Raw genomic sequence first — 24,596 nt, 5'->3', positions numbered from 1 at the left:
AAATGAGGGCATCTATTTTCCCGTTGCATCAAAAAAGGGAAGTCGGCGGTAAAAATGAAGTCGTCTATTTACCCGGTGCACCCGAAAAACCAAGCCAGCGGTAAAAATGAGGGCATCTATTTTCCCGTTGCATCAAAAAAGGGAAGTCAGCGGTAAAAATGAAGTCGTCTATTTACCCGTTGCACCAGAAAAGCCAAGCCAGCGGTAAAAATGAGGTCGTCTATTTACCCGTTGCATTCAAAAAACCAAGCCAAAATTAAAAAATAAGATCCTCTTTTTACCTGTTCCACTAAAAAAACCAACCATACGTAAAAAAAGCCCATTTCCCCCAACGGAAAATGGACTTAACTCATCGCGAATACCTTATTCAAACTCTCGTAATTAATGAATCTGCCGATAAACCCCAATCACTTTACCCAAAATAGAAACATTCTTTAAAATAATCGGTTCCATCGCAGAGTTCTCCGGCTGCAATCGGATATAATCCTTTTCCTTAAAGAATCTCTTACAAGTAGCCTCATCTTCCTCTGTCATTGCGACAACGATATCGCCGTTATTAGCGGACGGCTGCTGTTTGACAATGACATAGTCACCATCAAGAATGCCCGCTTCAATCATACTCTCACCCATAATCTCGAGCATAAAAACATGTTCGCCGGAAGGTACAAGCCTCTCAGGTAGAGGGAAATATTCCTCGATATTTTCAATTGCCGTAATCGGCAAGCCGGCAGTTACCTTTCCGACAATTGGCACATTGACCACCATATTCCGCGGAATATTTGATGCTTCATCAGCATCCAAAATTTCAATGGCGCGCGGTTTGGTTGGATCCCGTCTAATCAAACCTTTGCTTTCCAATCTGGCAAGATGGCCGTGAACAGTAGAGCTAGATGCTAGTCCAACAGCTTCGCCAATTTCCCGTACAGACGGCGGATAGCCTTTGGTCTTGACTTCACCCTTGATAAAATCAAGGATATCCTGCTGCCGCTTTGATATTTTTACCATGATAAAATGCACCTCGCCTGGTTAATGTTGACTTTATTATAACATGTTCGCTTTTTTTATACAAACATAAGTTCGAATAATTGTTGACAACAAACAAACGTTCGGATTATAATAAAAATAAATAAACGAACATACATTCCACTAAGAGGTGTTTAGTAATGAGAAAATTATGGAACCAATACTCTTATGCTATTATTTTATTAATTTTAAGCTGTGCCGCCGCAGTCATCATATCCTCCCAAGGAAACTCTGATGTTGAGGAGGAATACATAAAAGTCACTGTTTCGGAAGGGGATTCCCTTTGGGGACTTTCCAAGGAATACGCTTCCATGCACTCTTTAACGAACAAAGAATTTGTCAATTGGGTAAAAAAGCATAACAAAAATGTTGATGAAAAGATTTTTCCTGGTGAAGAGATTGTCATTCCTGTCAGCGTAAACGAGCCATCCTTAACACAATTTGCAAGCGCACCGGGTGAATAAGCATGAAAGCAATCATCTATTGCCGTGTCAGTACGAATAAAGAAACACAAGAAACCTCTTTAAAGCGACAGGAAGAGGAACTTACCCAGCTCGCGGCCCGCTATCAATTCGAAGTTGACTCAATAATAAAAGAACAAGCCAGCGGCTATGACTATGAACGCGACGGCATCCTTGAGGTGCTTGAACGAATTAAAGACGAACAGGTCGAAGCAGTATTAATCCAGGACGAAACTCGCTTAGGAAGAGGCAATGCCAAAATTGCTATTTTGCATTGCATTTTAAAAGAAGGCATCAAACTCTATAGCATTTCACACAATGGAGAATTGCAGCTTTCCGAATCCGACTCGATGGTTTTGAAAATTGTCAGCATGGTAGAGGAATACCAGCGCAAGCTCCATAATGTAAAAATTAAACGTGGCATGAAGCGGGCTATTCAGCAAGGCTACAAACCGGAGAAAAACCTGAAAAATCTTGGCGAGCATTCCGGCAGAGATAAGATTGAGGTACCAATTGAGGAGATCTATAAACTACGAAAAAATGGCTTAACATTTGCTGAAATCGCAGCAACCCTGCGAGGCTTTGGGTACAAAATTTCTAAAGCCACAGTCCATAGAAGATATCAGGAATACATAGAGACATTAGAGGGAGTTGAGTAATGCATCCGCTTCGTCACTAGTTCTGTGCCTTACACCTTACCTTTTGCCTTGCCAGTTGGCCATTTTTCTAGTAAAATCAGTTTTTATGCAGGCAGTTTTTTTGAAAGGAATGTGCATAATGCTATCCAAAGAAAAAATGGCCAGAATCAATGAACTGGCTAGAAAAGCAAAAGCAACAGGATTATCAGAAGCCGAGGCAAAGGAGCAAACGAGTTTAAGAAGCGAGTACCTAGCCGTGTTTCGTTCTCAGATGCTAGATACCTTAACCAACACGAAAATCATTGACCCAGCAGGAAATGATGTTACACCCAAAAAAATTAAAGATAGAAAGAAGCATAACCTTCATTAATCATCAGGAATACAGTTAAGTGTATTCCTTTTTACATATTAAAGAAGTACTGTGTCAAAATAAGTAACAAAGTCCTTTTAATAGCTAATTCTGTTGCAAATTGTTGAATAAAATACCATTGACATATATTATTAATGGTGTGTTTATTATCCTAGAGATCAAGAAAGGATGTAATTGATGTTTAATTCTATTGATGAATTATCAGTAACGACGATTCGTACGCTTTCCATCGATATGATTGAGAAAGCAAATTCAGGACATCCAGGCATGCCGATGGGGGCAGCTCCAATGGCCTATACATTATGGACAAGATACATGAACCATAATCCGAAAAATCCACATTGGTTTAACCGTGACCGCTTTGTCTTATCAGCAGGGCACGGATCTGCATTGTTATACAGCATGCTTCATTTATCCGGCTATAATCTATCGATGAATGACTTAAAACAATTCCGTCAATGGGGAAGCAAGACACCTGGACATCCGGAATATGGACATACAGAAGGTGTCGAGGCGACAACAGGACCGCTTGGCCAGGGGATTGCAATGGCGGTAGGAATGGCAATGGCTGAGCGCCATCTTGCAAGCGTCTATAACAAGGAAAAATATGAACTAGTCAATCATTTTACATATAGTATTTGTGGCGACGGAGATTTAATGGAAGGCGTTTCTGCAGAGGCTGCATCACTTGCTGGACATTTAAAATTGGGACGCTTGGTTGTACTATATGATTCCAATGATATTTCGCTTGATGGAGATTTAGATAAGTCATTCTCTGAAAGTGTCCAAAAGCGTTTCGACTCATACGGCTGGCAATACATTCGTGTCGAGGATGGCAATAATTTTGAGGAAATTGCCAGAGCATTGGAAGAAGCAAGAGCGGACTTGGAAAGACCGACGATGATTGAAGTGAGAACAACAATCGGTTATGGTTCCCCAAATCGTGCTGGAACTTCCGGTGTTCACGGTGCACCTCTTGGCGCTGATGAGCTGAAGCTTACAAAAGAAGCTTATAAATGGACATTCGAGGAAGATTTCCATGTGCCGCAGGAAGTTTCTGAAAACTTCAAGAATCTAATCGTAGAAAATGGTGCGAAAAAGGAAAAGGAATGGGATGACCTATTCGCCCAATATAAAAATGAATATCCTGAACTGGCCAAACAGCTAGAGCTGGCTTTAAATAATGAACTGCCTGAAGGCTGGGACCAGGATGTACCTGTTTACAGTGAAGGAAAGGCTCTTGCAACCCGCGCTTCTTCAGGTGAAGTGTTAAATGGAATCGCAAAGAATTTGCCGTACTTTATCGGTGGGTCTGCTGACCTTGCCGGTTCCAACAAAACGATGATTAAGGGCTCAAAGGATTATATGCCTGGAGAATATGAAGGACGCAATTTCTGGTTTGGTGTCCGCGAATTTGCCATGGGGGCTGCCATGAACGGGATGGCTCTTCACGGTGGGGTAAAGGTATTTGGCGGAACATTTTTTGTATTCTCCGATTACCTGCGTCCGTCAATCCGCCTTGCTGCGTTAATGGGCTTACCGGTCACTTATGTCTTTACCCATGACAGTATTGCTGTAGGTGAGGACGGACCTACGCACGAACCGATTGAACAGCTAGCTGCACTTCGGGCGATGCCAAATCTTTCGATTATTCGTCCAGCAGACGGAAATGAAACAGCTGCCGCTTGGAAGTTGGCAGTTGAGTCGACCGATAAACCGACGGCGCTTGTGTTAACGCGCCAAGACTTACCGACCTTAAAAGGCACGGCAGAAAATGCCTATGAGGGAGTATCAAAGGGTGCTTACGTTGTTTCGCCTGCTGGTAAAGAAACAGCTGATGCCTTGCTATTGGCTACAGGTTCAGAGGTAAGCCTCGCAGTAGAAGCACAACAGGCACTTAGCGGCGAAGGTATTCACGTATCTGTTGTCAGCATGCCGTCTTGGGATCGTTTTGAACAGCAGTCTCAAGAGTACAAGGATTCAGTCCTGCCGAAAAACGTGAAAAAACGCTTGGGAATTGAAGTCGGCGCATCCTTTGGCTGGCATAAATATACCGGCGATGAAGGTGACGTTTTGGCGATTGACAAATTTGGAGCATCGGCTCCTGGTGAGAAAGTTATGGACGAATACGGCTTCAACGTGAATAACGTAGTTGCCCGTGTGAAAGCACTGCTGCAAAAATAAATCTAACGAAGAGAGAATGGACTTTATGTCTGTTCTCTTTTTTTTTACAAAAAATTGAACATTGGAAAAATAGGCAGGAAATAAGATGAGATTTCTCGAATAGGTAATGGATATAGCACTTCGACAAAATTAGTGAAAGTTTTTGCCGTGGAAAGACAAATGTTTCCTGTCTTCTTTTTTATAATAGATAAAAGGAATGTCAGCGAAGGAGAGGTTCGTGTTGAGAAAATATCAGCTTTATTTAATAGAAGATGAATTTGCTAGCCATTACTTCGGACGAGAGCGCGTGTTTTTTCAACTATTTAAGGATTATCAACAAGCACATGGGGAACTTGAATTTATAATCCAACGGCAAATTGCCTATATTACGAAAAAATTGGAAGTGTTAAAACTCCATCAATTGATTCAAAGACAGCTTGGAAAAACAAAGGGATTTAAAGCCGATCACGGTGCATATACAATTGAATTAAGTGGAAAATTAAGTATGGCGAAATTAGAAGTGTACCAGGACTTAATTACAGTAGAGGCAGAGGGCAGCTATGAGGCAGAGACGGCATTTTTTGAGGTGCTGCGAAAATCCGAAGCGTCCTTTCTGGCCATCGATCTTGAACACGAGCGTTTTGGCTGGTTAAAACCAATTAAAGAAAGAAAATTTGTCTAAATAAAACGAAATATTGTCTTATCTCGTTTTATTTAGTAAACTGATGTATGGTAGACAACATGAAGGAGGAAATTTGAATGTGGGGTTACATTCTAGTTGGTATACTGGCCCTTGCAGCTGGTATAGCACTAGGATTTTTCATCGCTCGTAGATATATGATGAGCTATTTAAAGAAAAATCCGCCAATCAATGAGCAAATGCTAAAAACGATGATGATGCAGATGGGCCAAAAGCCATCGCAGAAGAAAATCAACCAAATGTTGAACGCAATGAACAAGCAATCAAAATAAGTTGATACAAGCACTCATGTTATAATGGGTGCTTTTTTCTGTCTTTGCCTGTCTCAATCTTTCTTATTTTAGGAATTTTTGATAAAATAGATACCTCGGGTTGCTAAATATATAGAGACGTCTTATGTTTCGGGGGAATATTATGAAGGTATTTTTACAACTGGGCTGGTATTTTAAGCAGGAGAAGAAAGCATATATATCAGGGGTTATTTTACTATTATTAGTCGCATTGCTGCAGGTGCTGCCGCCGAAAATAATTGGTATTATTGCCGACCATATTAATGATGGAACGATGACAATGGCTCTGCTGGTTAAGTGGATCCTGGTGCTTATTGGTGTCGGGGTGGGCATGTATGCACTCAGGTATTATTGGAGAAATATGATTTTCGGTTCAGCGGTGAAGCTTAGCAAAATTTTAAGGAACCGTTTATATCACCATTTTACCAATATGTCACCATCGTTTTACCAGAAGAACCGGATTGGCGACTTGATGGCCCATGCCACCAATGACCTGGCCGCGATCCAGCAAACGGCCGGTGCGGGAGTGCTGACGCTTGTTGATTCATTATCAACCGGCGGCTTTGTCATCATCGCGATGGCTTTTACCATTAGCTGGAAACTGACGTTGATATGTTTGATTCCCATGCCAATCATGGCGCTGTTGACCAATTGGTTTGGGACGATGTTGCATAAAAGCTTTTATAAGGCACAGGAAGCTTTTTCATCTTTGAATGATAAAACCCAGGAAAGTATTATGGGGATCAAGGTGATTAAGACATTTGGCCAGGAACAGGAGGATATCGAAGATTTTCGGAAACAGTCGGAAGATGTGGTGCAAAAGAATCTTGTCGTTGCCAAAATTGACTCACTCTATGATCCTACTATTTCGATTATTGTCGGTATATCCTATTTCCTATCGATTGTGTTTGGGGCAAAGTATGTGCTTGCGGGAGAACTGACCATTGGCCAGTTAATCTCGTTTACCGCTTATTTGGGATTGTTAATTTGGCCGATGCTGGCATTTGGCTGGTTGTTTAATATAGTGGAACGAGGCAGGGCCTCTTATGACCGGGTTTCCGCCTTGCTGCGGGAAAAGGTTGATATCATCGATCGTGATGATGCTTTAGATGCTGTTCCAAACGGTGATTTGAGCTATCATATTAGCGAATTTACGTATCCTGGGGAAGCAAAACCGGTCTTAAAAGATATTTATTTTACGTTAAATCAAGGCGAAACCCTTGGAATCGTCGGCAAGACTGGCGCCGGAAAAACCACCCTGTTGAAGCTGCTGATCCGCGAATTTGATGGCGAGCAAGGGGAGATTAGCTTCGGCGGGCACAAACTCCAAGCCTATAAGCTTGAAAAATTGCGCGAAGCAATCGGCTATGTGCCGCAGGATCATTTCCTGTTTTCAGCCACGGTTGCCGAAAACATAGCCTTTACCAACCCGCTTGCCACGCAAGAGGAAATTGAACAGGCGGCAAAACTGGCCAATATTCATGATGATATTCTTCAATTTACCGACGGCTACCAAACCGTTGTCGGCGAGCGTGGGGTATCATTGTCCGGCGGTCAAAAACAGCGGATTTCAATTGCCCGCTCGCTGCTAATGAATCCAGAAGTATTAATCCTTGATGACTCCTTGTCGGCGGTCGATGCGAAAACCGAGGAAGCCATCCTGTCTTCGTTGCGAGAGAATCGGGAAGGAAAAACAACAATCATCACTTCGCACCGTTTAAGCGCGATTCAACATGCCAATCTCATTATTGTGCTGGAGGATGGCTGGATTATCGAAAGAGGCACCCATGAAGAACTGATGGATATCGGCGGTTGGTATAAAGAAATGTATTTGCGCCAGCAGCTGGAAGAATTGGTTGAGCTCGGAGGACAATAAAATGGAAGAAAAAATAGAACTATCAGGACGTGAACAGCGCAAAGTATTATTCCGGCTGCTTTCCTATACAAAACCACATAAGAAAATCATCGGATGGGCTTTTCTGCTGTTGGTGTTAACAACAGTAGGGGATATCGTCCTACCGATTTTGGTCAAAATTTTTATTGACGATTATCTCACTCCGGAGAACCTTGAATATAAGCCGCTGCTGATTCTCGGGTCTACCTATATGGGCATCCAAATCGTCAAAGGAATTCTTTTGTTTTTTCAATTGGTGAGATTCCAGGAGATTGCCTTATATATTATCCAACAGCTAAGAATTGACGTGTTTTCAAAGGTACAGGCGCTTGGCCTGAAATATTTTGATAAAACACCGGCGGGCAGCATCGTTTCACGGGTAACCAATGACACAGAAGCGATTAAAGACATGTTCGTGACGGTAATTTCGACGTTTATTCAAAGTGGATTCCTATTATCGGGGATTTTTATCGCGATGTTCATCTTGAATGTCAAACTGGCCTTGTTTTGTGTTGTGATCATTCCGATCTTAATTTTTGTCATGGCTTTATACCGTAAATTAAGCTCACGCTATTATTTGGATATGCGGGAAAGACTGAGCCAGTTGAATGCGAAACTTAGCGAATCGTTGCAAGGGATGGCGATCATCCAAGTATTTCGCCAGGAAAAGCGCCTGCGTCAGGAATTTGGCGCGATTAACGACAAACACTATCAGGCTGGCATGAAAAATATTAAAATCGATGCCCTGCTGTTAAGGCCGGCAATTGACTTGATTTATATTTTCGCTTTAATCATTGTATTGAGTTATTTCGGGATCACTTCGTTTGAAACTTCGGTAAAAATCGGGGTCATTTATGCGTTTATTAATTATTTGGACCGTTTCTTTGAACCGGTGAACCAGATGATGATGCGGCTTTCCTTATTCCAGCAGGCGATTGTTGCCGGTTCAAGGGTTTTCAGGCTCTTGGACGAAGACGCACTGGCACCGGCCCAACAAAATGATGGGACGAAACGGATCGATCAAGCAAAAATTGAATTTAAGGACTTAAGTTTTTCCTATGACGGCAAACGCGACGTCTTAAAAAACATCACCTTTACGGCGAATCCTGGGGAGACAGTCGCGCTTGTCGGCCATACGGGTAGCGGCAAAAGCTCAATTATCAATTTGATGATGCGATTTTATGAATTTGACCGCGGTGAAATCTTGATTGATGGCGAATCGATCCGGAATTATTCCAAAACTGAATTAAGGGAGAAACTGGGCCTTGTATTACAGGACCCGTTCCTGTTCTATGGCACCGTAAAGGATAATATCAAGCTTCACGATCAAACGATGTCAGATGAGCAGATTGAGGAAGCCGCAAAATTTGTTCAAGCGAATACCTTTATCGAGCGGCTGGAGGGTGGCTATAACCATAGGGTCGTTGAGCGGGGCTCGACGTTTTCAAGCGGACAGCGGCAATTGATCGCCTTTGCCAGAACGATTGCGGCCAACCCGAAAGTTTTGGTGTTGGATGAAGCAACAGCTAATATCGATACGGAGACGGAGGAAGCGATTCAGACCGCTCTGGCAAAAATGCGAAAAGGGCGGACGACTATTGCGATTGCCCACAGGCTGTCGACAATCCAGGACGCCGATTTGATTCTCGTGCTGCACCAGGGGGAAATCATTGAACGAGGAAACCATCAGGAGCTGCTGGCGCATGGCGGCCTCTACCATAAAATGTACCTGCTGCAAAACGGATTGGTAGAAAAGCTGGAAGATGCTGTCAACTAATAGAAAAAAAGCCCGGGGCAACCCGGGCTTTTGTTATGAATGCGAGGAAACTTTTCCTAAAAAGATTCGATTATATTCATTTAATAGATGATCAAGCTCTTGGCTGTAACGAATGACGACGGTGGAGGTCAAGCCGTTGGCACTTGCTGCTTTAATCAATTCAGCACGCTTTTTTTCAATAAGTGTCACTAGATCCTGTTTGATCACGACCGCTGTCCTTTCTGGAAAACTCCTAAACTTTGGTAAAAATAAGAGAATTTGAGACTATTAAATAAGCACTGTTTTACTAGTATACCCTAACTTGTAAATTATTTCAAAGGCATATGTAAAAAAATATCCATTATTAAATAATTGTCAAAAATAGAACAAACATTTTCGATAAAGCATCAGCGACACAAAATATTCATGTTATTCAATATCAATTGGGTGAAAGATTTGTTAGAATGAAAGGGTATCAACTATTGTGGGAGTGTTTATATGTCTGATGTCAACATATTTATGGCGTTCGGTGCAGGTTTCCTGAGCTTTATTTCACCTTGCTGTTTACCGTTGTATCCCGCCTTTTTGTCATACATAACCGGAATGTCTGTCGGTGAGCTGAAGGGTGAAAACGCGATGCTGCAAAAACGCAGTATGCTGCATACGTTATTTTTCCTCATCGGTTTTTCTGTCATCTTTATCGCAATTGGATTTGGAACGAGCTTTGTTGGAAGCTTCTTCAGTGAATACAAGGATTTGATTCGCCAGCTCGGGGCGATTTTCATTGTCTTCTTTGGGCTAATGATTGTCGGCATTCTAAAGCCGGAGTTCCTGATGAAGGACCGCAAGATTGAATTCAAACATCGTCCGTCAGGCTATTTGGGCTCCAGTTTGATTGGGATGGCTTTTGCTGCCGGCTGGACGCCATGCACAGGACCGATTCTTGGTTTCGTTATTTCATTGGCTGCAACAAATCCGGGCTCGGGTATTCTGTACATGACTGCCTACACCTTAGGCTTTGCGATTCCATTTTTTATTCTTTCCTTCTTCGTCGGCCGCATGAACTGGATCAAAAAGAACAGCGCAAAAATTATGGTAATCGGCGGCTACATTATGATTGTCATGGGGATTGTGTTATTTTTTGACTGGATGACTAAAATCATTCAAATCCTTTCACCATTATTCGGCGGTTTTACCGGTTTTTAAGTTGGAAGAATCAACTGACTCTTCCTTTTAATGCACGAGGTTTCCAATATTGGGAGCAGGACTACAGTACAAATAGATAACCATTTTTGTTTTTTTGAGATATAATGTGAAGGTACTTATTTATCCAAAGGAAGAGGATTCAATGAACTACGTTGTGATTTCTTCAATCGGCGCTGTTTTTATGGGGATACTTGCCTTGTTCGTTCGGATGAAAGCCGCCAAAAAGCCGACAAGCGTGAAAAAAATCATTATGCCGCCTGTGTTTATGTCAAGCGGTGCGCTGATGTACGTGGTGCCGCAATTCAGGTTGACTCCGATGGAGATTCTTGAGGCTGTCGTGTTGGGGATGTTATTTTCTATCCTGTTAATCAAAACCTCAAAATTCGAGATCCGTGATCATGATATTTACTTAAAAAGGTCTAAAGCTTTTTTCTTTATTCTAGCTGGGCTGCTTGTCATTCGACTGGGATTGAAATCAATCTTAAGCAGTACCATTGATTTTGGCCAATTGAGCGGAATGTTCTTCCTACTGGCGTTCAGCATGATTGTCCCTTGGCGATTTGCGATGTATCTTTCCTATAAAAAACTTTATAAGGAACTTCAAAAGAATGAACACTGACTCTGTTTTTGGGGTTGGTGTTTTTCTTTTTCAGGGAGCGGGGGCGGTGCCACGCTTTTTAAAAATCGCATGAACCGCCCCCATGCTCATTAGTGTTGTCTAAACGGGGAGTTCTGAACGGCTTGGACCTGCTGGTTGGAAGGATGGATTTGTGAACGTTTGGGTCTGGAACCCGCCGTTAAATCCGACTTGACCTGACAGTTCCTGTTCCAAGCGGGTACACTCAGCAATCACTTGCTGGCATCTTTGAATCGCCATCTCATGACCTCTCAGACTCTGCTGAATCGTCTGTACAGCGGCCTGCTCCCTTTGCAGCATCTGATTCAACATTTGAACGTTCTGCTGTTCATTCTGGAGCATTTGCTGATACTGATGATTGCTCTGCTGTGTTTGTTGAATCATTTGTTGAGCAATATGACGGCAGCTCTGAATATGTGAAAGAGAATGCTGAATGGTATTCATCAAAATCCCCCCGTATAAAATAATTTGAGTTAACAACCAACCCATAAATAGAATATGTAAAGGGCCTGTTTTTCAAACAGGATATAAAATCCTCTTGAGAGGGGAGTGGATTTTGGGCATCGCGGATATAATTGGGATCATCGCGGATATATCAAAATTATCGCGGATATAATTATTTTATCGCGGATATATTCACTAGTATCGCGGATAAACGGGGAAACATCGCGGATATATTTTTGAGCGGGCCAAAACAGATATAAAAAGTGCGATAACTGCAGCAAAAAAAGTAAAAACCGCCCAAATCAGGACGGTTTTAGAATAAATGCTCGTAAGGAGCGACGTCAATCTTGTTTTCAAACAACTTTTTCCGTAAAAATTTATGATCTCGTTTCGGGGTGGCCTGAATATACCCGCGGATCACCAAATCTTCGGTAATTTTGGGCACCTTTTCATTAAGGGCAAGCTCGCCAATTTTGCCGGCAATTTTATGGCGGGCCACATCACGGAACAATTCGGGTACCGGGCTGACCAAATCCTCAAGCAAGGCCTTTTCCTCCGGGCCCCATAAATGCCGCGATTCATTTACATAATATTCTTCCCATTCCATATCGGATTTGCCATCTTCTTTTGGCATCTTTTTTAAAAACTTGCGAAACATAAAGAAGCCGCCGATGGCCATCATCACTACTAAAAAAACAACCCAAAACAGGATAAACCACAAAAACCAACCTTTAAGCTGCATGCAAATTCACCTACAAAAACGTTTATTCAGTTTATTATAGTCTGTTTTTCGGCAAATTGACAAGCAAACACAATGTGTTAATCGAAAACACAAAAAAAACGCACAATCATTGTGCGTGTCAATATGTATGATTTGGCGGGACCGCCTGGGAATCGAACCCAGCAGACCTGGCACGCAGGTCTCGTGCAGTTTTGAAGACTGAGGAGGACACCAGTACCCCACTCGGCCCCATAAAATGAATGTACTACTATATTACAATGGATTATAGTAGTAAATCAACAATCCGACTCTAATTGTCATTTATTCGACAATTTTTAAGGAAAAAGGAGAATACGTGAAGATGTATTCTCCTTTTTCACAATGATTAACCAACATCCAATTTGGCAACAATGGCGACTAGCACTTGGAGCAATGCTTGAATATTAACAGACACTTGAGTATCGGTTGTGATAACCTCTACATTTTTAGATCCATGAATAATTGTTTTTTTGGGTGTTGCGTTGTTTATTTTTAAAGAATTGTTTTAGGTCTTCCACAACGGCATTGCCCTTATCTGAATCTCCAACTGTAATGGTAATGACAATGGCAATTTGAATGGCGGCTTGTAAGGAAATGGCCACTTGAGTGTCAGTCGTGTGGACATCCACTTGCTCAGAATCTTTTACAATAATCCATTCGAAAGATTGTTGTTTGTTTGTAAATAATTGATCTGCTTCCTGCGTTACATCTGCTTCTGTTTTCTTATCTTTCTCGCATTGATCCAATGCTCTCCATTTTTTTTCATTCATTTTTTCACCCTCTCGATTTTAGGTCATTATCCAACGTCTAACTTAGCCACCTTGCAGCGTTTGGAGGTCGATTGTTGTGACATTAGCTGCTCTTCTTTGAGGAACGCCTTCAAGACGAAAATCGCGTATTGGCTCGGTCCGATTTGGGCGCTGGTTAATTATCTTTTTGTTGATTCTTTGATAAGTTTTGGCTACAGTGAAATGGGGGAGAGAATTCGCGATAAGTTTATAAACTACGTTAGCAGGCGGTATGGCAGAGAATTTTGACCCATTCTCCGGCAAGGGACTCGTCGATACCTCCTTTACGTGGACATCGAGTGTTTTTCTCGAACTAAGTAGAGAAGAAATAGAGGATGATGAAATGCGTAAATACATTGGGGAAATAAGTCTTACGATTGTAGCGGTCATTTGGGGAAGCGGATTTGTGGCCAGTGCGGTTTCACTGGAGCATTATACGCCATACCAGATTTTAGCGATCCGGTTTTTGATAGGGGTACTTTTGTTAAGTGCTGTATTTTCTAAGAAATTTAAACTGATGAAGAAAAGCACGATTATTAAGGGCTCCATTATCGGAATCTTTTTATACTTGGCATTTGCCCTGCAAACCGTGGGCTTGCAGTATACAACGCCATCAAAAAATGCCTTTCTCACTGCGGTAAATGTGGTGATTGTTCCGTTTATTGCATTTTTTATTTATAAGCGAAAAATGGATAAGTTTGAGCTTTTTGGAGCGATTCTGGCGATTACAGGTGTCGGTGTCATCTCGTTAAAGCTTACGGCTGAAGTGAATTTCGGGGACCTGCTTACCTTGTTGTGTGCGGTAGGATTTGCTTTCCATATTTTCTACACAGCACAGTTTGTAAAAGATGAAGATCCGGTTCTTTTGACCATTGTTCAAATGGCAGTCGCAGCGATTTTAGGAATGATTGTCGTCCTTTTCAAAGGGGAAACAAGCTTTTCGATGAATGTCGAAGGGGTTTCCAATGTGATATATTTGGGTGTTTTCTCGACAACGATTGCGTTTTTGCTACAGACGTTTGCGCAAAAATTTACAACCGAAACAAATGCAGCCATCATTTTATCGACCGAAGCGTTATGGGGGATGGTATTCTCCATCATCCTGTTAAGCGAGGTTATTACCTTGAAAATGATCATTGGAGCACTCCTGATACTTTGCGCCATTATCATTTCCGAAACGAAGCTAAACTTTTTCAAAAAAGAAACGATTGAGGAACCAGTTTCGTAAACCGATATTAGATCTTAGTTTCTGTCACTTAAAATATAAATAAGCCAAAAATATGTTTTATTCATCTTGCATATTTTTGGCTTTTTTTATTAAAAAAGGATATTCTTATCTATTTCGGAAATGATAAAGAAAAACTTTCCAAATGGTGCTAATATGGCTAATCTTTTCAAATCAGTAAAACGTCTTTTAAAGAGAAAATTCACACTAGATGAACAAAAAGACCACCAAAGCGGCCCGGAAAAACGTGAACATCGCAAAGATCAAGCCGAAGACTGGGAGAAGGAGCTTACTAAATCAAAGGATTATCAAAAGAGCTATTATTTTAATCAAAAGTCAGGTAAGAAATTTACTCTTACGTACTTATCTACGCTTGTCGAAGAAAAGGTGATGGATAATAATGCTGTTCCGCCTTTACTCGAGGGCGAGTTTCATCATATAGACGATGTTAAAAAGCTCCTTCCTTTAGCAGATGTTGAATTATCAAGCAGTTTTAAAGATATCCCCGAAAAGCTGCTGAAAGGTTCTGTCATGCTTACCTTGGAAGGGGATAAGGTGTTTGCCTTCATTTCCTCACCAAAACAAATTGTGCGGTCGGTTTCAGCACCCGAGATTGAATTTAGTGTTGTAGGTCCAAAAGAAGCCTTTGTGGAACCCATTGACCAGAACATAAATATGATTCGGAAGCGTTTGCCATTAAAGGAACTCATCATAGAACAATTCATAGTCGGAAAATTATCGTTAACCAAGGTGTGTGTCCTGTATATCGAAGGGGTTACAAATAAGGAAATAATCAATACTGTAAAGCAGCGGATTAGCGATCTTGACAAGGATGAAATCGCAGACAGTTCCTATTTTACTCAAATGATTTCTGATAATGGGAACTCTCCTTTTCCGCAGCTGCTCGACACAGAAAGGCCTGACCGTGTGTCATCCAGCCTGGTTGAGGGGAAAGTCGTTATTTTGGTTGATGGCTCACCCCATGCTTTAATCGGGCCAACCTCTTTGACGGAGTTCTTTAACTCTTTCGAAGATTATTTTCTAAACTGGATTCTCGCAACCTTTATTCGATTAATCCGTTTATTTTCGGTTATCTTCTCGATTATGGTTACACCTCTTTATGTTGCAGTGGTGACTTACCACTATCAAATGATTCCAAAAGACTTATTAATTACGTTAGTTACCTCTAGGCGTGTTGTCCCTTTCCCACCCATACTAGAGGTGTTGTTTTTGGAAGTAACGATTGAACTTCTACGGGAAGCAGGGGCAAGGCTTCCAACCAAGGTCGGCCAGACAATTGGTATCGTGGGCGGTATTGTTTTGGGAACAGCATCAGTGGAAGCGGGGCTTACGAGTAATGTTCTATTAATTTTAATCGCGCTAGCTGCACTCGCTTCCTTTACCACTCCAGTCTATCAAATGAGTAATACCATCAGGATTTTGCGCTTTCCGTTTCTGATCATGGCCGAATTATGGGGATTAGTCGGGATTACGATTGCTTTTTGTTTTTTGCTTACACATCTGCTGCGGCTTACTTCATTAGGCCTTCCGTTTATGGAGCCGATATTCCCTCTAAGATTGAGAGATTTTAAAGATGCCTTATTTCGTCTGCCTTTTAAAAGTCAGGCGAAACGTCCGCAGTATCTAAGGACCGATGATCCCATCCGGTTTAGCAAGAAGAAGGCCAATAAAAAGAAGGACATTGATGAATAAAGGAAGGGAGAAGCAATGATGCAGGGATCCATCCAGGAGAGACTCCAAATATCACCATTTATGGCCGCGTATGTCATTGTTTCGATGCAGATTGGAATAGGAGTCCTTGGTTTTCAGCGCATTATTGCCAAAGATGCCGGCACAGATGCCTGGATATCGGTTATTGGGGCGGGATTAACCATCCACATCATCGTGTGGATGATGTATAAGATTTGTGAGACCGTAAATGGTGATATACTGGATGCCAATGTTTACTTATTTGGAAAAATAATCGGCAATAGCATAAATACCTTTTTTATCTTTTATTATACAGTTACGTGTGCAGGGACACTTGGCGGCCTTTATGAAATTATACGTACTTGGATGTTTCAAAGTTTAAGTCCGTTTTGGTTCGGAGCTGTCTATTTACTTTTAGGAATCTATATTGTTTTCGGAGGCTTTCGGACCGTAGCAGGAACCTCGTTTTTCGGAATGGTTATACCTTTTTATTTACTTTTTTCTTTTGGTTTTGCCTTACAGTACGGGGATTTTACCAACTTGTTGCCGATTATGGACCATTCCTTTATTGAACTAGTAAAAGGCGGCTACCACATGTCACTCAGTTACCTGGGATATGGCATTTTATTGTTTTTTTACCCTTTTATTAAGAACCCTGAACAATCAAAGAAATTTGTTCATATCGGGCTTTTGTCAACCATTTTCATTTACACGGCCTTAGCAGTTATAACCTTTGCCTATTTTCCGCTGGGTTTGCTTGAAAAATCAATATGGGCAACATTGGAAATGTGGAAAATTGTCCGGCTTCCAATAATTGAGAGGTTTGAGTATTTGGGAATTGCCAATTGGACCTTGATTATGCTCCCAAGTATAGCCCTTTCCTTATGGGCAGCCAGCAGAGTGACCAAACGCATTTTTCATATTAATCAAAAAAAATCGGTTATTTTTATTGCGTTGGTGTGTCTGGTTATTGTGGTGCTCATTCCTACTCGTGAAAGACTAAACGTCCTTTTTAACTATACGGCAATTGTTGGGTTTTCCTTAGCTTATATTTACACACCTCTTCTCTATCTTTTACTGCTGATCAAAAAGAAGGTGAAAGCGGAGTGAAAAAATCCTGCCTTATTGTAACGTTACTGTTGTGTTTGACAATCCTGCCTGGATGTGTAGAAAAAAAGGTGATTGATGATGTAAATATTGCCACTGGCATCGGAATTGATAAAAGTGAGAAACAGTTCCTTGGAAGTATCATGATCCCCGTGTTTAAGCCAGACAAGTCATTCGGGAATTTTACTTTTAAGGCCAAAGGAAAAGTGATCCGGGATTTGGTATCTGAAATGCAGAAAAAAGCATCACAGCCAATTGTCAGCGGCAGTCTTGATATTGCCCTTTTTGGAGAGGATGTCGCGCGTGAGGGACTTATTAATACTTTAGACGTCTTTTTGCGGGATCCAAGTGTGGGTGCAAGGGTTCAATTGGCTGTAGTAAATGGGAAAGCGATTGATATTTTTAAAGGAAAATATGGTGACCGTGGAAACGCTCAATACCTGACACAGTTACTAGAACATAATATGGAGCAACAAAATTTGCCTTTAACCAATCTTCATCGATTTTTGGCTGCGTTTTACCAAAAAGGGATGGATCCATATTTACCAATGCTTAAGAAGAGTAGTCGTAATTTAGTGACGATATCTGGATTAGCGCTTTTTAAAGATGAAAAGCTCGTTGACATTCTCCATGAGAATAAAATGTATTATTTCAAGCTCCTTGTAGACCATCACACATTGGGGGTCGTGAAAGTGAAGGAGGCTCATGGAGAATCGACTGTCAAAAGTATTGGGTTAAAGAAAAACATAAGACTGAAAGGAAGGAATCCCTATACATTCTCGATTAAGATTAAATTAAAGGGAGATCTTACCGAGCATCAGGAAAGGATCCTTGAGAAAGGCGAGATTCGAGAAATTGAGAACAAATTGGCACAACAAATCTCAAAGGAATGCAAAATGTTGATTGAGGAATTTCAAAGAAAGAATATTGACCCGGTCGGCTTTGGCCACTTCGCCAAAACAAGGACACGAAATTTTGATTACAAAAAATGGAATGAAGAATATAAAAATGCGAAATTTGAGGTTTCGGCAGATGTTAAATTGATTGGACATGGTGTAGTCGAGTAGCCTTTTTCTGGCAGGTAAAAAGTAACCGCCGTCGATTTGATGGCGGTTATGTTCTTAAACTGAGTTTCTTGTTGCTTTTGGATCAAAATTGGAAGCTACTTGTAATGTAATCATTGATTGATACTGAACATGTACATCGCTGATTGCAAATTTTCTTCGGATTTTGTCAAAAAATGTAAGAATTTGTTCTGATAATTTCGAATGTTTTTCCTTCATTTATTTTCCAGTAATTAGTATGATAAGAATGTTAAATTTTTACGAATAGGGGAGAAGAACAATGAGCCTGGAAACCAACCTTTTTGATATGTGGAAGGATTTCTATTCAAAGTCTACAAATATGTTTGATGAGAGGATCACGGAGAATTTTCCATCACAAGGAATTGCTCAAGTCATGGAAATGAATCTAATGTTCAAAAAAATGATCGATGAAAGTACGGAAAAGTACCTGGAATTAGTAAACATTCCATCGCGTAACGATTTGGCCAGTCTTTCTTCCATGATTGTCAATGTGGATGCAAAAGTTGATAACTTAGAAGAATTGTTGGAAGAAAGCAGCGCAAATCAACCTCATGTTGCCAGCCTCCAAGAGGAAATGGTTTCCATCAAAAAGGATATAAAGAGTCTTGAAAATAAAGTGAATCAAATTCTTGCATTGTTAAAGGCGTCGGAAGGATCAAATTAACAAGTGGAAATACCGGTGCCATGTTTTTATATAAAGACGTGGCTTACATAACGGGTCGACGATTTAAGTCTACAGACGGCCTATATATGTAAATTTCATATAGATGTAAATTATTAATGTGGTTTGTATAACGTTAAAACTGAAAAGGAGTGAGCTGTCATTAGTGTTCCTATGACCAAAGATTGGGAAAAGTACACCAATCTGTACCCTAAAGAATTTCAGCATATACTGAAGCGTGTATACCGGGCTACCCAAGTGCTAACCACCGATGCTGAACCAGAAGTAGCACCAACACCAAAGGAAATCGTTTGGACGAGAAATAAAACGAAGCTTTATCGTTACATTTCTGACCAGCCGAAAAAACACAGAATTCCGTTGCTTATGGTTTACGCGCTCATTAATAAACCATATATACTAGATTTAACAAAAGGCGGCAGCTTAATAGAATATTTGGTTAATCAGGGTTTTGATGTTTACCTTCTGGATTGGGGCACCCCTGGATATGAAGACCGGAATATGAAACTCGATGATTTCATTATGGATTACATCCCGCGGGCTGTAAAAAAAGTGATGAGAAAGTCTAATGTGGAAGAAGTGTCCATTCTTGGGTATTGCATGGGCGGTACAATGACGTCTATTTTTGCAGCATTGCATCCTGAATTGCCTATTCGAAATCTTGTATTTATGACAACTCCGTTTAATTTTGAGAATTCAGGCTCTTACGGCGCCATGCTAAACGAGCAATTTTTTGATCTTGATAAAGTAGTAGACACACTTGGGGTTGTTCCACCTACAATGATCGACTTTGGCAACAAACTAATCAAACCAATGGCAAGCTTCTATGGACCTTATGTCAGTCTTGTGGATCGTGCGGACAATGAAAAGTTCGTAAAAAGTTTTAAGCTGCTTCAAAAATGGTTAAACGATGGCATTCCATTCCCAGGTGAAGCGTATCGTCAGTGGATCAGGGATTTCTACCAGAAAAACAAGCTGATTAAAGGGGAGCTTGTTGTAAGCGGCCAAAAAGTCGATTTGAAGAATATCAAGGCCAATGTCCTTAATCTAGCAGGACAAAACGACATAATTGCCCAGCCGCATATGGTGGAAGCATTAATGGGCGCTATCTCTAGCCAGGATAAACAATACAAGAATTTACCGGTTGGCCATACTTCCATTACCTTTGGCAGTCAGGCAAATAAAATAACGTATCCTACGATTGGCAACTGGTTAGCAGAGCGTTCTAACTAAATATTTCAAGTTTTATTGAATAAAAAAAGAACCGCCGAAAACTGACGGCGGTTCTTTTTACATTTCTATTTACCTGTTAGTTGAGCTTTCTTAACGTCAGCTGTTTTAAGATCGAAGCGATCAGCGTTCATTACCTTAACCCAGGCAGAGACAAAGTCTTTAACAAACTTCTCTTTATTATCATCCTGAGCATAAACTTCAGCAATTGAACGAAGAACCGAGTTTGAACCAAACACGAGATCCACTCTAGTGGCAGTACGTACGACTTCACCCGTTTTGCGTTCGCGTCCCTCATAGACAACTCCATCCACTGGCTTCCAAGCCACGCCCATGTCAAGCAGGTTCACAAAGAAATCGTTCGTAAGTTGGCCGACACGATCAGTAAATACACCGTGTGCAGTGCCGCCGTAGTTTGTGCCCAGAACACGCAAACCGCCAATAAGAACTGTCATTTCAGGTGCAGTTAGGTTTAATAGCTGCGCCTTGTCAATCAGAAGCTCTTCCGGACTTACGCTATACTGCTTCTTTTGGTAGTTGCGGAAACCATCAGCTACAGGCTCCAGCACATCAAAGCTTTCTGCGTCTGTTTGCTCTTGGGTGGAATCGCCGCGTCCAGGCGCAAAAGGAACCGTAACATCAAAGCCTGCATCTTTGGCCGCTTTTTCAATTGCGGCACATCCGCCTAGGACAATTAAATCGGCCAAGCTGACTTCTTTTTCAAATTCCTTTTGAATGCCTTCTAGCACCTGAAGAACTTGAGCCAATTGTTCCGGCTGATTGACTTCCCAATCCTTCTGTGGAGCAAGGCGGATACGGGCACCATTGGCACCACCGCGATGATCGGAGCCGCGGTAAGTGCTCGCAGAAGCCCAAGCAGTTGTTACCAGCTTGCTGACGGTAAGTCCGGAGTCTAAAATTTTAGCTTTAAGCTCAGTTACATCAGCCTCTGTTAAATCGTAATTGCCAGCAGGTACAGGATCTTGCCATATGAAATCTTCTTCTGGAACTTCTGGACCGAGATATCTTGCTTTTGGCCCCATGTCACGGTGTAATAGTTTGAACCAGGCGCGAGCAAATACATCGGCAAATTCTTTCGGATTCTCATAGAAACGACGACCAATCTTCTCGTATTCTGGATCATGACGCAAGGCCATGTCAGCCGTGGTCATCATTGTAGGCACTTTAATCGAAGGATCTTCTACGTCTGGAGCTAGATGCTCCTCAGCAGGGTCGACAATCAGCCACTGCCATGCACCTGCAGGACTCTTTGTCAGCCACCATTCATAGCCAAACAATAGCTCAAAGTAACCATTATCCCATTGTGTCGGATTGGCAGTCCAGGCACCTTCAATGCCACTGGTGATGGTGTCGCGGCCTTTACCCTTGCCATATGAATTTTGCCAGCCCAAGCCCATTGCTTCGATAGGGGCAGCCTCTGGCTCCCGGCCGACATGAGAGGCATCACCTGCACCGTGTGCCTTGCCGAACGTGTGGCCGCCGGCGATAAGGGCAACCGTTTCCTCGTCGTTCATTCCCATTCGGGCAAAGGTTTCACGAATATCCTTGGCACTTGCGATCGGATCTGGCTTCCCGTTCGGGCCTTCTGGGTTGACATAGATAAGCCCCATTTGCACGGCAGCAAGCGGATTCTCAAGCTCACGGTCGCCGGTGTAACGCTTATCGCCTAGCCATTCCGTTTCAGTTCCCCAATAGATATCTTCTTCCGGATGCCAAATGTCTGCACGTCCTGCTCCAAAACCTAAGGTTGGACCGCCCATGTCTTCAATCGCCACATTGCCTGCCATAACGAGCAAGTCAGCCCAAGAAATTTTGTTGCCGTATTTTTGCTTAACTGGCCAAAGAAGTCGTCTGGCTTTATCAAGGCTGGCATTGTCAGGCCAGCTGTTAAGCGGTGCAAAACGTTGGTTGCCTGTTCCGCCGCCGCCGCGTCCGTCACCAATACGGTATGTACCGGCAGCATGCCAGGACATACGGATAAAGAAAGGTCCGTAATGGCCATAATCAGCAGGCCACCAATCCTGACTGATTGTCATAAGCTCGCGAAGATCCTGCTTAAGGGCGGCGTAGTCTAACTTTTTAAATTCTTCCGCGTAATCAAAGTCTTCTCCCATTGGGTTAGATTTTTTATCATGCTGACGGAGAATATTCAAGTTTAACGCGTTGGGCCACCAGTCCCGATTTGTAGTACCGCTAGACTTTACGCTAGTCGCACCGCCATGAAATGGGCAACCCTCGATGTTGCCATTGTTTTTAGTATCCATAATTTTTTTCTCTCCTCCTATGTAAATTTAATAGTATATAATTATGTATCCTAGTTAAAAAACTAAGATACTATAATTTATAATAATTATTAATTAATCATTATAATAATTATTATTTAGCATTATAATAAATTATGAATCTAAATTGAAAGAAATATGTTTGGGAAATGAGGATGAAAATTTTTACAGTATGCTTTAAGTAGGCCAATGATGCTGGTGAAAAGGTTTTCAAAATCATGAAGTTCATAGGTGAAGTAATGAAAATAGTAGACGATCGTCGCTATAATTGAATGGATGAAAATATGTGGGAAAATTTAAAATTTTCCTGTACTTCCATTATAATGAAATAAACAGAGATAAGGCAAGTCTTATGGGATAATCGATTAGAAATCCTGAAAATAATAAAAGTTGCTCGAAAAATCCTTTAAATCAAGGAATCCGAACAACTTATGCAAATTAAAATTACTCTACAGAGATACTAGTACAATCTGGGTTTACCATTACTATTTTCTTTTCTTGAGTTCTTCTTTATCCGGAAAGTCATAACGCTTATGGTTCGAATCGCCTTCACCTTTTTCATTAGACTTTTGTCCGCCTAATTGTACGTTCTGGTAAATCTTTGTGTTTTCACCCATGTTTATCACCTCCAAAGCTATATTCTGTTCAAATGATTCTCATTTATGTTTTGCATGCAGTCGAATTTTATGAATCACGGAACAATTTCAAAAACAGTGCCTTGATTAAAATTCGTCACGGTCATCGAGCCATAAACACCTAAATACAGTCTGGTCTGCCCCCGATTTGTTCCCAAGCTGACATAATAAGCAGATTGTGAACCAAAAGGATCATCGGGTTCAATTACGCTAAAATCATTTAGTCTGCCATCCGCTCTTACCCTGGTATAAGCTAATACCCCCCTAGTAGGAGACCCCGATTCTCCTCTCCGCGCAATATCCGTAAACACAACGCCTCCCGTCAAAGCGGGGATTCCAGTGCCCATATAGGGCTGCACACCAGTAAGTGCGGTTCCGGCAAACTTATCGGCCCGGAGATCCCGATGAAAATAACTAGTTAAAGGCGGAAGACGTCTCGGTGCGGTTACCACCACTTCATTGTAATAGGCAATCGTTTTAGCATCAGAAGTTTGGTTTTCAGGGCATGGCCTGATAATCGGAGTAGGAAAAGTGCCTTCCCATCCGCGCCAGCCCAAGTTTATTAACCCTTCCTCGATAGATTCGATATTCCTTAAAGAAGCGTTGACAAGCTGTTTAACCGGAAAAGGTTTATAATGAACGAATGAAAAAATTGATTCTACCAGTTCCTGGCCGACTTGTCCTGCATATTTGACATACTGATTATAAAATCTTTGATAGGAAATGCCTGGTATATTTCGGACCCCTTTGGCTATGACCGTAAGCGTTTCCTGAATGGGGAGGGGGAGTTCATCAAAACGGGTGACGATAGGTGGATTAGAGATAAATGTATTCTTAACCACATCAATTTCGATAATCTTACCGGCGATTTCTAGATTATCCTGGCTTAAATTAAATGGATCAAAGCCTGATCCGCCATCACCGGTTGTTAACACAAGTTTTCCCGTTTCAGGCGAAAAGTTTAAGCTATTGACACCATTATGATTCATAAATGGTCTTCTTAAGTTAAGCAATGTCCGTCGTTTTTGCGGCTGGCCATTATCTTGCAAAATCCACTCTTCCACTGTATCAATATGATCAAATTGGGTTTCTCGATTTGTCCACCTTAGGTTTAAGGTGTTTGGATCACACGGGTTAGGCTCAAAAGAAGCAGTCAGAGAACCCGGTCCTTGCGATCTGACAACTGAATAATGAAGATAAAATAGGCCGTTATAAGTAAATTGGGGATGAAACGCTAGTCCCAGCAAGCCCCGTTCATCATAACCGCCGTTGGAAGTGCCTAGTTTAATGATTCGCGGGCGAATATCTAAAAAGGACTTGATCACGCCATTGTCTATGTAATAAATCTCGCCAACTTGGGTGGCAATAAATAATCTTTCAACAGAGTCACCCGGGAGGATCGCTGTTTTCAAAACCGTCGGTAAATTGATGTTGCTAACGATGGGCCGTAGCCGAACTTTAACTTTTATCACCTAACTTTCCACTCCTTTTT

The 24,596-nt window shown here is 41.6% G+C and carries 25 protein-coding genes and 1 tRNA gene; 16 read left to right on the top strand and 10 right to left on the bottom strand.

Translation table 11 applies throughout. The features are described from left to right. Nucleotides 1–381: 381 nt before the first annotated feature. Nucleotides 382–1,005: a transcriptional repressor LexA gene (lexA, locus tag M3234_RS11660; protein ID WP_066320957.1), complete on the bottom strand. Its 624-nt coding sequence runs from the start codon at nucleotides 1,003–1,005 to the stop codon at nucleotides 382–384. 158 nt (nucleotides 1,006–1,163) lie between these two features. Between lexA and yneA the strand changes: the two genes are divergently transcribed. The 8 genes from yneA (at nucleotide 1,164) to M3234_RS11620 (ending at nucleotide 9,316) form a co-directional block, all read left to right on the top strand. Beyond that, nucleotides 1,164–1,487: a cell division suppressor protein YneA gene (yneA, locus tag M3234_RS11655; protein WP_262304885.1), complete on the top strand. Its 324-nt coding sequence runs from the start codon at nucleotides 1,164–1,166 to the stop codon at nucleotides 1,485–1,487. Between the two features lie 2 nt (nucleotides 1,488–1,489). Further along, entirely contained in the window at nucleotides 1,490–2,143 is a 654-nt protein-coding gene (locus tag M3234_RS11650; RefSeq protein WP_262304884.1) for a YneB family resolvase-like protein, read from the top strand. A gap of 118 nt (nucleotides 2,144–2,261) precedes the next feature. Then, entirely contained in the window at nucleotides 2,262–2,492 is a 231-nt protein-coding gene (locus tag M3234_RS11645) for a DUF896 domain-containing protein (protein ID WP_262304883.1), read from the top strand. 177 nt (nucleotides 2,493–2,669) lie between these two features. Then, a complete protein-coding gene (tkt, locus tag M3234_RS11640) occupies nucleotides 2,670–4,676 on the top strand; it encodes a transketolase (protein ID WP_262304882.1) in 2,007 nt (668 codons plus the stop codon). A gap of 217 nt (nucleotides 4,677–4,893) precedes the next feature. After that, nucleotides 4,894–5,337, top strand: coding sequence for a sporulation inhibitor of replication protein SirA (gene sirA, locus M3234_RS11635; protein WP_311315643.1), 444 nt, complete (start codon nucleotides 4,894–4,896; stop codon nucleotides 5,335–5,337). 77 nt (nucleotides 5,338–5,414) lie between these two features. Then, nucleotides 5,415–5,627, top strand: a complete 213-nt coding sequence (locus tag M3234_RS11630) for a YneF family protein (protein ID WP_066320973.1) — start codon at nucleotides 5,415–5,417, stop codon at nucleotides 5,625–5,627. Nucleotides 5,628–5,769: 142 nt separating this feature from the next. Beyond that, entirely contained in the window at nucleotides 5,770–7,521 is a 1,752-nt protein-coding gene (locus M3234_RS11625) for an ABC transporter transmembrane domain-containing protein (protein WP_262304880.1), read from the top strand. A gap of 1 nt (nucleotide 7,522) precedes the next feature. Beyond that, nucleotides 7,523–9,316 (top strand): ABC transporter ATP-binding protein, encoded by a 1,794-nt coding sequence (locus tag M3234_RS11620; protein ID WP_262304879.1) that lies wholly within the window; start codon nucleotides 7,523–7,525, stop codon nucleotides 9,314–9,316. A gap of 33 nt (nucleotides 9,317–9,349) precedes the next feature. On the opposite strand, the gene M3234_RS11615 is transcribed toward M3234_RS11620, so the two are convergent. Then, nucleotides 9,350–9,523: an aspartyl-phosphate phosphatase Spo0E family protein gene (locus M3234_RS11615; RefSeq protein ID WP_262304878.1), complete on the bottom strand. Its 174-nt coding sequence runs from the start codon at nucleotides 9,521–9,523 to the stop codon at nucleotides 9,350–9,352. A gap of 270 nt (nucleotides 9,524–9,793) precedes the next feature. Here M3234_RS11615 and M3234_RS11610 point away from each other — a divergent pair, with 270 nt between their 5' ends. Beyond that, on the top strand, nucleotides 9,794–10,501 hold the full coding sequence (locus tag M3234_RS11610; protein WP_262304877.1) for a cytochrome c biogenesis CcdA family protein: 708 nt from the start codon (nucleotides 9,794–9,796) through the stop codon (nucleotides 10,499–10,501). 142 nt (nucleotides 10,502–10,643) lie between these two features. After that, the gene (locus tag M3234_RS11605) at nucleotides 10,644–11,120 is read left to right on the top strand and encodes a CcdC family protein (protein WP_066320984.1); all 477 of its coding nucleotides are present in this window, start codon (nucleotides 10,644–10,646) and stop codon (nucleotides 11,118–11,120) included. Nucleotides 11,121–11,219: 99 nt separating this feature from the next. Here the strand turns inward: M3234_RS11605 and M3234_RS11600 are convergent, their stop codons facing one another. The 5 genes from M3234_RS11600 to M3234_RS11585 form a co-directional block, all read right to left on the bottom strand. Further along, entirely contained in the window at nucleotides 11,220–11,582 is a 363-nt protein-coding gene (locus M3234_RS11600; protein ID WP_311315642.1) for a hypothetical protein, read from the bottom strand. 313 nt (nucleotides 11,583–11,895) lie between these two features. Continuing rightward, nucleotides 11,896–12,324: a DUF2621 domain-containing protein gene (locus M3234_RS11595; protein ID WP_262304875.1), complete on the bottom strand. Its 429-nt coding sequence runs from the start codon at nucleotides 12,322–12,324 to the stop codon at nucleotides 11,896–11,898. Between the two features lie 133 nt (nucleotides 12,325–12,457). After that, nucleotides 12,458–12,554, bottom strand: a tRNA-Sec gene (locus tag M3234_RS11590). Between the two features lie 134 nt (nucleotides 12,555–12,688). Beyond that, on the bottom strand, nucleotides 12,689–12,775 hold the full coding sequence (locus M3234_RS29540; RefSeq protein ID WP_311315653.1) for a spore coat protein: 87 nt from the start codon (nucleotides 12,773–12,775) through the stop codon (nucleotides 12,689–12,691). Nucleotides 12,776–12,788: 13 nt separating this feature from the next. Beyond that, nucleotides 12,789–13,112: a spore coat protein gene (locus M3234_RS11585; RefSeq protein WP_311315641.1), complete on the bottom strand. Its 324-nt coding sequence runs from the start codon at nucleotides 13,110–13,112 to the stop codon at nucleotides 12,789–12,791. A gap of 361 nt (nucleotides 13,113–13,473) precedes the next feature. Here M3234_RS11585 and M3234_RS11580 point away from each other — a divergent pair, with 361 nt between their 5' ends. The 6 genes from M3234_RS11580 (at nucleotide 13,474) to phaC (ending at nucleotide 20,169) form a co-directional block, all read left to right on the top strand. Continuing rightward, entirely contained in the window at nucleotides 13,474–14,358 is an 885-nt protein-coding gene (locus M3234_RS11580; RefSeq protein WP_262305012.1) for a DMT family transporter, read from the top strand. 153 nt (nucleotides 14,359–14,511) lie between these two features. Further along, the gene (locus M3234_RS11575) at nucleotides 14,512–16,068 is read left to right on the top strand and encodes a spore germination protein (RefSeq protein WP_262304874.1); all 1,557 of its coding nucleotides are present in this window, start codon (nucleotides 14,512–14,514) and stop codon (nucleotides 16,066–16,068) included. A gap of 15 nt (nucleotides 16,069–16,083) precedes the next feature. Beyond that, nucleotides 16,084–17,175, top strand: coding sequence for a GerAB/ArcD/ProY family transporter (locus tag M3234_RS11570; RefSeq protein WP_262304873.1), 1,092 nt, complete (start codon nucleotides 16,084–16,086; stop codon nucleotides 17,173–17,175). Beyond that, entirely contained in the window at nucleotides 17,172–18,239 is a 1,068-nt protein-coding gene (locus M3234_RS11565; protein ID WP_262304872.1) for a Ger(x)C family spore germination protein, read from the top strand. Before M3234_RS11570 ends, M3234_RS11565 begins: the two co-directional genes overlap by 4 nt. Before the next feature lie 277 nt (nucleotides 18,240–18,516). Then, nucleotides 18,517–18,921: a hypothetical protein gene (locus M3234_RS11560; RefSeq protein WP_262304871.1), complete on the top strand. Its 405-nt coding sequence runs from the start codon at nucleotides 18,517–18,519 to the stop codon at nucleotides 18,919–18,921. A 171-nt stretch (nucleotides 18,922–19,092) separates the two neighbouring features. Continuing rightward, complete coding sequence (gene phaC, locus M3234_RS11555) at nucleotides 19,093–20,169, top strand: class III poly(R)-hydroxyalkanoic acid synthase subunit PhaC (protein WP_262304870.1); 1,077 nt, start codon at nucleotides 19,093–19,095, stop codon at nucleotides 20,167–20,169. A gap of 65 nt (nucleotides 20,170–20,234) precedes the next feature. Here phaC and katG read toward each other — a convergent pair whose 3' ends face one another. From katG to M3234_RS11545, 3 genes are all read right to left on the bottom strand, one after another. Continuing rightward, nucleotides 20,235–22,451, bottom strand: a complete 2,217-nt coding sequence (gene katG, locus M3234_RS11550) for a catalase/peroxidase HPI (protein WP_262304869.1) — start codon at nucleotides 22,449–22,451, stop codon at nucleotides 20,235–20,237. 503 nt (nucleotides 22,452–22,954) lie between these two features. Continuing rightward, on the bottom strand, nucleotides 22,955–23,086 hold the full coding sequence (locus tag M3234_RS29280; RefSeq protein WP_285858407.1) for a hypothetical protein: 132 nt from the start codon (nucleotides 23,084–23,086) through the stop codon (nucleotides 22,955–22,957). Nucleotides 23,087–23,160: 74 nt separating this feature from the next. Next, nucleotides 23,161–24,576, bottom strand: coding sequence for a PQQ-dependent sugar dehydrogenase (locus M3234_RS11545; RefSeq protein WP_262304868.1), 1,416 nt, complete (start codon nucleotides 24,574–24,576; stop codon nucleotides 23,161–23,163). Between the last annotated feature and the right edge of the window lie 20 nt (nucleotides 24,577–24,596).

The organism is Neobacillus niacini (assembly GCF_023715785.1).
Taxonomy (GTDB): domain Bacteria; phylum Bacillota; class Bacilli; order Bacillales; family Cytobacillaceae; genus Neobacillus; species Neobacillus niacini_E.
This window is presented reverse-complemented; position numbering and strand designations above follow the sequence as displayed.